General features: G+C 43.9%; 12 protein-coding genes. 5 read left to right on the top strand and 7 right to left on the bottom strand.

The genetic code is table 11. From position 1 onward, the window contains the following. Positions 1 to 62: 62 nt before the first annotated feature. From L6J37_RS10365 to maoP, 3 genes are all read right to left on the bottom strand, one after another. Positions 63 to 2,051, bottom strand: a complete 1,989-nt coding sequence (locus L6J37_RS10365; RefSeq protein ID WP_237794990.1) for a flavohemoglobin expression-modulating QEGLA motif protein — start codon at positions 2,049 to 2,051, stop codon at positions 63 to 65. Continuing rightward, positions 2,035 to 3,063, bottom strand: a complete 1,029-nt coding sequence (gshB, locus tag L6J37_RS10370) for a glutathione synthase (RefSeq protein ID WP_192016894.1) — start codon at positions 3,061 to 3,063, stop codon at positions 2,035 to 2,037. The genes L6J37_RS10365 and gshB overlap by 17 nt, the downstream gene beginning before the upstream one ends. A 111-nt stretch (positions 3,064 to 3,174) precedes the next feature. After that, the gene (maoP, locus tag L6J37_RS10375; RefSeq protein WP_375713902.1) at positions 3,175 to 3,543 is read right to left on the bottom strand and encodes a DUF413 domain-containing protein; all 369 of its coding nucleotides are present in this window, start codon (positions 3,541 to 3,543) and stop codon (positions 3,175 to 3,177) included. Positions 3,544 to 3,704: 161 nt separating this feature from the next. Between maoP and hdfR the strand changes: the two genes are divergently transcribed. Then, complete coding sequence (gene hdfR, locus L6J37_RS10380; RefSeq protein WP_237794993.1) at positions 3,705 to 4,565, top strand: HTH-type transcriptional regulator HdfR; 861 nt, start codon at positions 3,705 to 3,707, stop codon at positions 4,563 to 4,565. 276 nt (positions 4,566 to 4,841) lie between these two features. Beyond that, positions 4,842 to 5,006 (top strand): hypothetical protein, encoded by a 165-nt coding sequence (locus L6J37_RS10385; protein WP_162836569.1) that lies wholly within the window; start codon positions 4,842 to 4,844, stop codon positions 5,004 to 5,006. 138 nt (positions 5,007 to 5,144) lie between these two features. Here L6J37_RS10385 and yjjG read toward each other — a convergent pair whose 3' ends face one another. The 3 genes from yjjG to L6J37_RS10400 form a co-directional block, all read right to left on the bottom strand. Beyond that, positions 5,145 to 5,819: a pyrimidine 5'-nucleotidase gene (gene yjjG, locus L6J37_RS10390; RefSeq protein WP_237794995.1), complete on the bottom strand. Its 675-nt coding sequence runs from the start codon at positions 5,817 to 5,819 to the stop codon at positions 5,145 to 5,147. Positions 5,820 to 5,923: 104 nt separating this feature from the next. Continuing rightward, positions 5,924 to 6,229 (bottom strand): hypothetical protein, encoded by a 306-nt coding sequence (locus L6J37_RS10395; RefSeq protein WP_192016896.1) that lies wholly within the window; start codon positions 6,227 to 6,229, stop codon positions 5,924 to 5,926. A 117-nt stretch (positions 6,230 to 6,346) separates the two neighbouring features. Continuing rightward, on the bottom strand, positions 6,347 to 7,252 hold the full coding sequence (locus L6J37_RS10400; protein ID WP_237794996.1) for a chemotaxis protein: 906 nt from the start codon (positions 7,250 to 7,252) through the stop codon (positions 6,347 to 6,349). Positions 7,253 to 7,556: 304 nt separating this feature from the next. Here L6J37_RS10400 and L6J37_RS10405 point away from each other — a divergent pair, with 304 nt between their 5' ends. After that, entirely contained in the window at positions 7,557 to 7,733 is a 177-nt protein-coding gene (locus L6J37_RS10405) for a hypothetical protein (RefSeq protein WP_192016898.1), read from the top strand. An 85-nt stretch (positions 7,734 to 7,818) separates the two neighbouring features. Here the strand turns inward: L6J37_RS10405 and L6J37_RS10410 are convergent, their stop codons facing one another. Beyond that, on the bottom strand, positions 7,819 to 8,805 hold the full coding sequence (locus tag L6J37_RS10410) for a TauD/TfdA family dioxygenase (RefSeq protein WP_237794997.1): 987 nt from the start codon (positions 8,803 to 8,805) through the stop codon (positions 7,819 to 7,821). Positions 8,806 to 9,444: 639 nt separating this feature from the next. Between L6J37_RS10410 and L6J37_RS10415 the strand changes: the two genes are divergently transcribed. Further along, a complete protein-coding gene (locus L6J37_RS10415) occupies positions 9,445 to 10,440 on the top strand; it encodes a class I SAM-dependent methyltransferase (RefSeq protein ID WP_237794998.1) in 996 nt (331 codons plus the stop codon). Between the two features lie 3 nt (positions 10,441 to 10,443). Further along, positions 10,444 to 11,493, top strand: a complete 1,050-nt coding sequence (locus L6J37_RS10420) for a pyridoxal phosphate-dependent aminotransferase (RefSeq protein WP_237794999.1) — start codon at positions 10,444 to 10,446, stop codon at positions 11,491 to 11,493. Positions 11,494 to 11,514 lie beyond the last annotated feature (21 nt).

Genomic DNA, 11,514 nt, shown 5'->3' on the forward strand with positions numbered 1-11,514 from the left:
TGAAAAGCCTGTAAATAAAGATGCGCTTACCTGTGACGGAAGCGCATCTTTTTATGAGCCGGTTAGTTGATGCAGCTAAGCATGAAGTTAATGATGGGATCGGTGTCCGTCTTCATGTTGAGTGCTTTTGGCAGGTACTGAGGTGGCTGCAAAATATCCCGCTCAATTAGCTCATCAAGCAATGGTTTAAACTCAAAGCCTGTTTTACCAATGAACAGCGAGGTCAGATCAGTTTCCTTGTGTAACCTGAGGGCATCTTTCAAACCGCGGAGGTACAGATAGTCTTTGGTAAAACCACCGCCACGGTACGCGCGGGTCGTAATGGTAAACGCAGTGTCATTGGACAGGCCGTAATCAAACTTCAGCGTATTGAAGGTTTCATTAAAGCTGCGTTTATTTACCATCATGTCAACTGCAACCACGCGTAACGCCAGCGTCTTCAGCCTGTGCAACGGGAAATTACCCGACAGGTGCTCACACAAAATCGCCAGGCCTTCCTGAGTATGGGTATTGCCCGGTAAACCGAGCTGCAATACTTTGAGTGGCTGGGCTTCAGCGTTGACGCTGGTGACCATATGTACGCCCATTTCGTGATGAATCAGCGCAAACAGATCAGAGGGAGTGAACCGGCTGTTCAGGTTGATTTTTACGGTACGGCCACTCACCATGGCGCGAGCGATCAGCTTGGTCGTGCCCTGAATTTTGCAACTGAAGCCGTAATCGTCGGCGGCTTCATTGAACGCAATGACAGCTTCTTCTGCACTGATGGTTGCGTTTTCTGGCTCTGCATATTCTCTGGCATGCAAAATGAAGTTGGCGTTAGCGATATCGCTTTCATCTGGCCGGCCATAATAGCGCAGAGAGTTGTACAAAAACTCCTCGTGGCCCAGGCTGGTCAGCAGGTCAATACGAACGGCCAGTTGATCGATGACTTTGCGGTACATCGACTGAATACCCGCATCACGAATATCTTCTACCGGCAGCCGGTATAATTGTTCGCGAAACTTATAGGGATCCAGATCTAACTGACGGTAGGTAAACTGCGGATGATACACATCGCGGTTATGTAAAAACCGGCGCTTTTCCTGTTTCAGGTTGATCGGGTTAATGTAACTGAGTGTATTCAGGCCACGGGCAAATTTGTACAGCTGGCGGTCCAGCAGAACAACTTCCTTTGGCAGTTTTGAGTCCAGTACATGGGCATTCTGACGTCGACGGGCAGGTTGCTGTGTACGGTTTTGCATGACAAAAGCAGCATGGCCGGTCAGGGTATCTTTTAATTCTGTTTTCAACTGCTCAATGACTAACGGATAACTTTCACCACCTGTTTCATTCATATACACCTTCTTGATCTCAATGGGTAAGATGAGGGTGTGGGAGAAATTATCTCGAACAAATGTCGCCTGATATCCCATACCCTGAAAAACAAGATTTTCACCCGCTGTAACTGCCTGGTTCGGCAGTTGGATTTGTCCTAGCCTGGTCAGGAGATTACTAATTTCGGCCTGCCATGCTTTGCGATCAATCTGCGCTGTCCCCAAATTAAATGTCGGACATGGCTGGGATATGCGCTCGTGATTATATGAGTGCAAGTCATATATTACACAGTAGCCGAACTTGCGCTCAAGAGACGTGATCAGTGCACGAAAAATGCGGTAATAACAGGCATGCTTTGCCAAAGAGACCTGCTTTTCTGACTCGGTCAGTTTGGCATGCCAGACATCTTTCCCCCAGGCCTGCTGATAAATACAGGCCTCCGGACTGCGGTTAAGATCGTACTCGTACCGCGAGTCTTCACCTTGCAGCACAATCGGCAGGGAAGTGATGAAATCGCCCGTATAGGGATCTTCCTCATAGTACCTTTCCGTTTCTGAAAGGTGGCACTTAGCCACCAGTTCAGGGCGTAACCGGCTGCCGTTGTGAATGGCAGTGGCGACAATCGGCTGGTACTCGGTGATGCGAATGGTGACACTCCCGTCAGCCAGCTGTCCTTCAAAAGGAATGTGTTGCTGGATGAAGGACAATACATCACGCTCAGTTAGTTGACGCATCTTCGATAACCTGACGGAATTTATTTTTGCGAGCAATGCTGATGTCTTTGGCTTTGACAACACTCTCGACGAAATCAATCACCTCACGCTGAAGCTTGGCGCGGTTCAGACGGTTGATACGCGTAATACCACCAGGGCTCAGTACATTGACTTCAACCAATTTGCCATTGATGACATCCAGACCCACAAAGTAAAGGCCGTCACGTACCAGTTTCGGGCCGATATGGCGGCACAGACGCAACTCCTGTTTCGTCAGGGCGTGTTTGACTTCCTGACCACCGGCGTGAATGTTTGAGCGAACGTCATCTTTGGCCGGCACACGCTTCATCGCGCCAATAGGCTCACCGTTCAGCATCATGATACGTACATCGCCTTTCTCTGCGCCTTCGATGTAGTCTTGCAAAATCACATAGTTGTGATCGTCGCCGATATAAAAGTCCAGCAATGAGCGCACGCTGGATTTGGCACTTTTCTCAACCAGAATAACGCCTTTGCCACCGTAACCGTTCAGCGGCTTCATGATCATGCGGTCATTGGGGTTCTCTTCCAGTACGCGCTCAAGATATTCACGGTTCTTCGACACGTGTGTCACAGGGATGAACTCGCGGTTTGGATCCGGCAAAGACGCGGTATAGAGTTTGTTGTTGGCAACACGCAGGCCGTCGATGTCATTGAAAATGAAAGTATCGTCACGTACTGAATCCAGGAAATTGAGCGCCATGGTATCCAGCGGCGGGTTTGCTCGCATGATGATGGCGTCGAATCCAGCCAGCGGCAGTTCTGCTTTGCGGAACTCTGCTTTGCGGTAAAAGCTCGGCACATTGTTAGACACTGTCGACTTTTTAAGTACCCGACAAAAAGCGATTGCCATGCTGTCACGCATAGTCAGGTTACTAGGGGTAGTCAGAGCGACAGTATGGCCGCGACTGGCAACTTCATGGATCAAACGCAGGGTAGAGTCTGTTTCAGGCTCTACTCTGCTCCATGGGTACATTACGAAGCAAATTTTCATTTCAATTAACCAATTTATTGCCCGGTTTATCAGGCAAAAAAGAAAAGAGCCATGCGCGGTTTGCGAATGGCTCGGTAAAGCATGTTGCTATGGCGATAAATGACGGATTAATTAAAAATCCATGTCGTCATCGCTACCGCCGTCATCGCTATCATCGTCAAAGCTGCTTGCTGATGATTTGCGAGGTGAGTTACACAAGGTGTAGCTACGTATTTTTGTAGAAGTTTGTTTCAGGTACTTAACCCAGCACTTAGCAAAGTCTGAAGAGATTTCCTGTTGTCCTGTTATTTCAGCAAAAAACTGCTCTTCTTCCGGTGTTTCAGGCCTGAGCAAACCTTCGTGGATGCCACGCATGGTTCTGCCATAACTTTCCAAAATGCTGGCTTCACCCACAGTGAAGACACCGGAGCGGTTAAATCCGCGCGGGAAATTTTTATCGTCGTAAAATTTACCTACATTTCTCATCTGATCACCTGCCATGTGAGATTTTCGCAGATATTCTTTCAGGTTTGTCGAGTTGTAAATCAAAGCTTTTTCGTCGTAACGATAAAACTTTTTGATGATAATGGGGGGAGGGGCAGTGTACTATCGCTAAGGGCATATATGCCCAGAGTCCCACTCTTCATTATGTAGGTTTACTTGTGGACACCGAACTACTCAGAACATTTCTAGAAGTGACGAAAACACGTCACTTTGGCCGTGCTGCCGATAATTTATATCTGACTCAGTCTGCGGTCAGTTTCCGGATACGCCAACTGGAATCCCAGTTAGGTAACGCTTTATTTTCACGTCAACGCGGCAATGTTCATCTGACTGCGGCAGGTGAACGTCTCCAGCCGTATGCAGAAGCCATCTTGCAGACATGGAGCAGGGCGCGTCAGGATGTGGCATTGTCAGACTCACGTAATAACCAGATCACGCTGGGCGCTTCCGCTCTGGTGTGGGAGTTTGATGGTCTGTCAGACTGGATCAGCCGCATTTATGGTGCGATTCCAGAATTGGCGTTGCGTCTGGAAACCGTTCCTCGTCAGGCTCAGGCCAAGCAAATACTGAATAAGAGCGTGGATGTGGTTATCACCAGTGAACCGCCAAAGATTGACGATTTGATGGTGAATAAAGTCAGGGATTATCAGCTGCAACTGGTTTGTCATCAGCCCGACTGTGGCATGTCAGACATCAAAGATTTTCCTTTGATCTATTTGGACTGGGGGACGCGGTTTGCCGTTGATCACAGCCGGATTAATGAACTGCAGAAGACACCTATCTTACACACACATTCCAGTAAGATGGCATTGGAACACTTATTGAACAATGGCGGAGTAGGCTATTTGCCTTCACCTGTTATTGCACACAGTGTTGAGTCCGGTGAGCTGCATTTGGTTAATAACGCCCCCGTCATGGAGCAGTCTTTGTACCTAGTCTGGCGTGATGATAATGAAAAAGTGGAACTGCTTAACGGTTTGCTGGATGTCGCGTTCAGTGAAATAAGTGAGCGTGTCTAGGCGCATTTCATCGAGCAGAATATTTTATTCTCTTGATGAAAATATCTTGTTGTACAGGGATTCAGGCTTTGCATTAGTCTCGCTGCTGAAGGGGTCAGTTCCGTACACTTAATCACTGTTTCGGCTATGTACAGCGATAGAACTGACCACCTGACTGTAACACTAAGCATTAGCGTATGTCTGAATCGTTACCCTATGCTTAGTGGTGATGGTTTGCCACTAATGGCAACCTAATATACTCAATGTTTTTATCTGGTTGTGTGTCAGGAAACAAGCATGGCAAAGTTAGATGAGAAGTTCCGCAAAGGGTCTAAGTCCAAGTTTAAGAGTGACTTTAACGATGACTTTTTAGATTACAATCAGCAGGCGCGGAAGAAGAAACGCCGATCAACGCGTCAGCGTCAGGACAGCGGTGAGTACATCGATTTCGACTACGAATAATTACTGCTTTTTTGACTACATAGCCCCCCAGTTTGGGTAGCCAGACATGAAAAGCGCACTTATCGGTGCGCTTTGTTATATCAGACAGGCTACAACCTTATCGCCGCTTATTTCCCGCCGTTATCTAAAGTCGCAACATTAATTGAATAACAGACTAGTTAGTTCATCCAGATGGCGCACTGTGTAGCTGGGTCTGATTCCCTCTGGTGCTTGTGCATCGTGGTGATTGAGCCAGCAAGTATCCATTCCGGCCTTCATGCCGCCCAGAATATCTGAATGCGGGTTGTCTCCAACCATCAACACTGTACTGGGTGCAGGATTGCCAATCGCATTGATGGCATAGTCAAAGATGATAGGAGACGGTTTGGCGGCGCCCACTTTTTCCGAAATAATCAGAGAAGAAAAATAGTGATCCACGCCGGTTCTCTGCAGGCGAATGTCCTGCAGCTCAGTAAAACCGTTGGTGATGATGCCCATTTTCACGTGAGGATTGAGGCGTTCAAGCAGAGTGGCTGCACCCGGTAACAAAGAGCAGGTGTCTGCCATTGCTTCGAGAAATGCGCTGTTCAGGGTAACGGTTGTCACGCCAAGCTGCTGAGCCCAGGATTCAAACCGCTGATGCTTCAGCTGCTCTGCGTCTATATCACCGTTTTGGTAGTCAACCCAAAGAGGCTGATTGACACGCTGGTACTCGGAGAAATGCTCTGGCGTGAAATCGACCTCAAAGCGTGAAAACATCAGCTTAAGGCCACGATAAGCGTCAAAGTGAAAAAGAGTCTCGTCGGCGTCAAACAGAATCCACTGGTATTTCATACATTAAGCCTTTGAAGTTGCAGAGGCACACATACTACTCTTTTACCGCTCCACCAACAAAAGGAATTGGGTAAACCAGTGGAAACACATTGTTGGCCGGAAGTTTACGCTGCCAGTTGGTCTTTCATCATGCCTGCAGGCTCATTGTAGAGCTTGATGACCAGCGTCAGTGTTTCTTGTTTGATGTCTTCTTTGATGGTGTCGATGGCATAGAATTGCCCATTTTTATTCTCAAGTGATTTGTCGATAAGCTGGGCTATGCTGTCGTCGATATCGCCTTTTATCTCGATTGTTTCAATGAGTTGAAAATGCCCGAGGTCTGCTTCATCGGGAGAGAGCAGTTCTGGATTGGCGAAAGCGGTGGTGGAGGCGGTTAGGATAATGGCACTGAATACAATGCGCTTGAACATGGTGTTGATCCGTTACTGATAGCTGGAGAAAACTGATTGCGGCAACTGTGCCATAGCTGCCGCAGTTAATGTCAGTTTTTTGTTAGTTCGGACTAAACGATGTAATTTTTTTGAACTTCAGCCAACATTGCTTTCCTGGTGCTGGTGAGCACCGCGAAGCATGGCATGGATTAACTCATTGGCTTCAAATTTAGTCAGCGCTTCATGGGCACCGACCTGATGCGCCTGGGAGACACTAATCTCACTGGACAGTGAGGTATGAAGAATGATGTAAGTCCCAGTAAGCTTTGAATTATTTTGCACTTCAAAAGCTAATTCATAGCCATCTAAGCCAGGCATTTCAATGTCGCTGACCAGAATGTCAAATGGCTGGCATGCATCGGCAGCCTGATTCAGCATTCTCAGTGCATCTGTCCCAGTGGTGGCTATGTGGTAGGGGATGCTGACGCTGTCCATTGCCTGACAGAGCTGACGTCGTGCAACAGCCGAATCATCCACCAGAAGGATTTTCAGTGGTCTTAGCGTTTCTCGCTGAACATCCGTCAATACCGGGTGCAGGCTTTCAGGTGAGTCAGGAAAGACTTTAGAAAGTAACAATTCAATATCAAGCAGCTGAACGAGCTGATTCTCTATATTGGTGACGCCGGTGACAAAGATGTTTCTGCCAAGGGATGGCGGAGGTGCATCGATATTGTGCCAGTTACATTCAGTGATTTTATCTATGCCACGTACCAGAAAACCCACCAGCTTGCGTCGGCAATCAGTAATAATAATGTAGCATTTCTTCAGTTCTTCCTGAGTCAGCGCCGGGTAGCCGATAGCTTTAGCCATGTCGATGACAGGCAGCGTATCGCCGCGCAGGCTGGCTGCGCCTAACACTGTAGGGTGGGACTGCGGAATGGCTGTCAATGGCGTAAAGGGCACGATTTCTTTTACTTTCAATGTGCCTATTGCAAAAAGTTGCCGGGAATTCAGCCTGAACAGCAGCATCCCCTGAGATTGATTCGTTGCGGTTTTGAGCATTGCAGCTTCCCTTAATCCACTCGCCGGATTGCCTCATGTCTGTACAGAGGAAGACAAGAAATGTATTCCGATTATAGTAGCCTGAGCGTCAGGCAAAAGGAATTCATCATATTGATTTTATTCTTAGTACTGGAAGTTAGAGGCCGATCCAGCTTTTACCTGCTGGCTGTGCAGCTGAGTACGTCTGGCTTGAACGCCACGTAATGCTTCTATTGAAGCTATAGTTAAAGTCACAAAGAGGGTTTCAGGGAAAGATACACATCAGGGACGGGTTATCAAGTAGGTTACAGAGATAGGTACGGTTATGGAATTACGTAATAGATCTGGTGATATCGCTCATCTGGCGGATAACCTGACATTGAAAGAAATTGTCGATATGGGGTTCTCTATCGACCTTTGTGATGAAAACTATGATCCTAACGAGCACTGGACAATTAAGCGTTCTCGCCAGAGAAAAGAAAGTGAGTATCCTTCCAGCTAATGGACTGTCAGCCAGAGCGGTGGGCTCTGGCTGACATGTTATCTGATTTTACTAAAGATAGGTGAAGAGGTTTTGAGCTAGCTGTTTAGGAAAGAAAATCGTTTTTTTTGACCATGTTGGCCATGATGACGGATATTTTTCTGTCACCTTCGAATGGATCTCTTCCATGCGCCGTGAGCATATTGTCAAGCATCAAAATATCATTCCTACGCCACTTGAATCTCACTGCGTATTTGTCAAAAGCTTGCTTAACTAAGTTCATATCGGAATCACAGATAACAGAACCATCACCGTAAAAAACATTTCTTGGCATCATGTCTGATCCAAACATTTCTTCCATACTGTCGCGTGTTTTGGTATCTAGGAAGGATACATGATGTAACTGCACTTGGTTGAAAAAGACATTTTCCTGTGTGATGGGGTGAGTGATAGTACCAGGGGAAATTGTACTGATTTGTAACTCTCCGTTATCCAGCCACTTAAAATTGTATCCCTGCTCTATGCATCTTTTTGAGGCTTCGTCTTTATCTGATGTCATGAAAAAGCTTTGCCAGCTTACATCGAGGTAGTCTTTAAAAGTACGAACATATGCTAATTTTTTTATCGTGAACTTATCAACGAGTTTTGCTGGTAGTTCGTTGAGAACTTTTCGGCAGTCTACGATAGGTGTGGCTCCACCTTTTTCTGCGACTTTTAAGCAATGGAAAAATTGATACTGAGGCCAAGACGGCATATGAGCACTTTCATTGTGAAACAGTATGGGTTTGTGGTTTGGATAAGGTGTGGACTTATAGACGCCGGATGAATTTGACTCTTTAGGTAAGTCAGTATAATCGCTATACGGTTTGAAATTCAGAAGCCTAACAAAATCTTCAAATAAATCAGGTGAGGAAATAGGAAAGTTTCTGAAAATAAGAGCTGGGAAGTGATGCAAATCGGATAACACCTCTTCTCTATTGGCTTCAATCCAAAGCTTTATAATAGTGTTGGCCTGATCATTATCTTTGTTGTGACTATTATAACTATAGCCTTTTATACCACTTTCATTATCTATAAAGGAATTGATGCTCATGTACTAAGCCTCTGTGAAATGAAACGAATGCCGTGATTTATAAGTTAATATATCTCACATTAAATTTTTCTTAAAGAATTAAGTTGATTAAGTTTGCTTTGTTTCCGCTTTCTTTATCTGTTGATTGTCAAAGTTATTTGTTGAAAATTAGGCTTTAGTAACAAAAATGGTAAATAAACTTTTATTTCAAAATCCATTTATTTGTTGGTTGTTTTATCTGAGTTTTTATCTTTTGTGTTATTTTCTATTTATTTTTCAAATAATTTGAAGTTTTATTTTGAACTCCATGATTGATTTCGTTGTGGGTTGATAGTCTTTTTTGTACTTGTATTATGATCTTTTATTTTGTCTTTTAGGCTTAAGTGTTTATTTTAGTCTTAAATTCCACTATTTAATGGTGTATTTATCTTTATTTGTTGTCTTTGTTTTTCCTGATGTTAGTAACAGATTTCATTATTTATACTCCACTGCATTATCGATTCTGGTTATGATGATTTTGTAAGCTTTGTTTACGCTACTAAGAATCTTTTATCGTTGATATGTATAACTTCAACCTTGTGTCTGGGTGATTTTGTTAAATAAACAACATTTTATACTGAAAATACTAAAGTTTTGGTGAGTGATACTTCGGAGGCGCGGATGGATGCAGCAGACAGTTTCAATGGTTACTTAACAACAAACCTAGCATTTTTATTAACAGAGGTTGATTTCTGGCAGGTCTTTGATGACGAGCTTCGATTTGCCAGTAGTCAAGTAGTACTGGACCATTTAGAACGTTATCAACATTTGCTTCCATTCACAGTTAATGAACTGCTGTCATTTACGGTGAAACTTGGCATCGTCGAAAAGTCGCAGAATACTAAGTTTATGCTCACCGACCTTGGACGTAGCTGGGCAACCTATTCTGCTTTTAGTACATGGTTGGTTGGCGGCTATGGAGACTACATCCGAAGAAGTATTTTGGATGGTACTCAATCGGCTGCACGAGAAGCGATTAATGGACATTATGTTGCGGTAGGCTCGCAAATGGCAAATTCGGCTTTTATGTTGGATGCGTATATCAATGTGCTTAGGGAGTATCAGCCCCGTTATATTGTTGATTTAGGTTGTGGTGTTGGGAAACGCTTGATTCATGCAGTTGAAGAAGTTAGTACTTGTCATGCAATTGGTGTAGATATTAATGCTGAAGCAATAAAGGCTGCTGCGGAACTGGTTGCACAGCATGGTGTTAGTGCGCAGATAAAACTCATACAGGGAGATGCATTAGCGGTCGCTGATGAAGTGAGAGGTGCTATTGGCAATGATCTTGATGTTGTAATGTCTTTCATGTCTATGCACGATCTTTTTAATATCTATGGTCCTGAGGAAGCTGCCAGAAAAGTGGTCAAAGAGTTTGGCCAGCCAAAATACATCTGGGTTGCAGATACGGTTAAAGCAAAAAATGATGATATACAAGTAAAAGAAATCTTCTCAAATGGATTTGAGATGGTGCATGCAATGCAACAGATAAACATTTTTCCGGAAGAAACATATATTCATGCTTTTAATTTTGCTGGTGCTGAATTAATAGATAAACAGTATCTCAATGTCCCTAATACATATCTAATGATATTTAAGGTACTAGAGAGCAACTAATTTATGACTATTATACGAAATTACAATGAGAATAGTGATGATGTTTTGCATCGTTTGCACATGAGCGAAGTTGGAAGCTACCCAACAAAAGACATTGAAAACACGCTATTAAATGTTATTGAAAAGACAGGGTTATACCCTGATCCTACTTCCCGGGAGCTTGTAGAGGTTATTGCGAATTACCATGGATTGCAGTCTGATAATATATTTGTAGGTAATGGTCTTGATGAAGTGATTTTTTTGCTTTGCTGCGCTTATTTAAAACATGGTAAAAAGGCTATGTTCAGCGATGCAACGTACCCAGGCTATGCTATGTCTACCAATATTCATGGTGGGGTGGGAATATCTGTTCCTTTGAGAGATTTTCATATCTGTGTCACAGAATATAGATCCACTCTACAATTGAACCCAGACGTAACACTTGCGTTTATTTGCAACCCTCATAATCCATGTGGAACTGTTCTTGATAGAAGTGCTATTCTCGAGCTTGTTCGTTATTTTAATAAATTTGGTGTAATCGTTGTTGTTGATGAGGCTTATATTGATTTTATTGGTAGTGAAATTTATAGCGTTATAAATGACATCAATGAACATCCTAATTTAATCGTTCTCCGAAGCTTATCAAAAACACATGCTTTATCTGGGTTAAGGTTAGGTTATGCAGTATCAAAAAAAGAAAACCTTTCGGCAATTTTTAATGTCGCAAAAGCGTTACCCTTTAGGGTTAATGCAATAGCACAAAAAGTAGGTGTTATTGCATTGAAAGACAAAGTGAGGCATCAAACTATTATTGATAATTCGAAGGGATATACATCAGAGGTAATGAGTGTTTTTCGAAGTCTTGATATAGATTTTATTCCTTCTGAGACAAATTTTGTACTTTTTAACCACCGATCTGTATGCGATGAATTTATAGATAAGTTACAGGCTATGGGTGTTCATGTAAGAGATTGTGATTTGTTTGGTTTGCCTGGGTGGGCGAGAGTATCTTTTATATCACAAAGTGATGTTGATGTATTTTGTCAGGCTTTGAGGAAATATCACGGTTACTGATTTTCTGTGAACCATTGAATG

The sequence above is a fragment of the Photobacterium sp. WH77 genome, from assembly GCF_022014395.1.
Lineage (GTDB): Bacteria > Pseudomonadota > Gammaproteobacteria > Enterobacterales > Vibrionaceae > Photobacterium > Photobacterium arenosum.

Excerpts from the sequence above, each read along its gene's own strand:
- L6J37_RS10410 (WP_237794997.1), bottom strand. The coding sequence starts at position 8,805 with ATGAGCATCAATTCCTTTATAGATAATGAAAGTGGTATAAAAGGCTAT.
- L6J37_RS10405 (WP_192016898.1), top strand. The coding sequence starts at position 7,557 with ATGGAATTACGTAATAGATCTGGTGATATCGCTCATCTGGCGGATAAC.
- yjjG (WP_237794995.1), bottom strand. The coding sequence starts at position 5,819 with ATGAAATACCAGTGGATTCTGTTTGACGCCGACGAGACTCTTTTTCAC.
- L6J37_RS10395 (WP_192016896.1), bottom strand. The coding sequence starts at position 6,229 with ATGTTCAAGCGCATTGTATTCAGTGCCATTATCCTAACCGCCTCCACC.
- L6J37_RS10385 (WP_162836569.1), top strand. The coding sequence starts at position 4,842 with ATGGCAAAGTTAGATGAGAAGTTCCGCAAAGGGTCTAAGTCCAAGTTT.
- L6J37_RS10420 (WP_237794999.1), top strand. The coding sequence starts at position 10,444 with ATGACTATTATACGAAATTACAATGAGAATAGTGATGATGTTTTGCAT.
- L6J37_RS10400 (WP_237794996.1), bottom strand. The coding sequence starts at position 7,252 with ATGCTCAAAACCGCAACGAATCAATCTCAGGGGATGCTGCTGTTCAGG.
- L6J37_RS10415 (WP_237794998.1), top strand. The coding sequence starts at position 9,445 with ATGGATGCAGCAGACAGTTTCAATGGTTACTTAACAACAAACCTAGCA.
- L6J37_RS10365 (WP_237794990.1), bottom strand. The coding sequence starts at position 2,051 with ATGCGTCAACTAACTGAGCGTGATGTATTGTCCTTCATCCAGCAACAC.
- maoP (WP_375713902.1), bottom strand. The coding sequence starts at position 3,543 with ATGGCAGGTGATCAGATGAGAAATGTAGGTAAATTTTACGACGATAAA.
- gshB (WP_192016894.1), bottom strand. The coding sequence starts at position 3,063 with ATGAAAATTTGCTTCGTAATGTACCCATGGAGCAGAGTAGAGCCTGAA.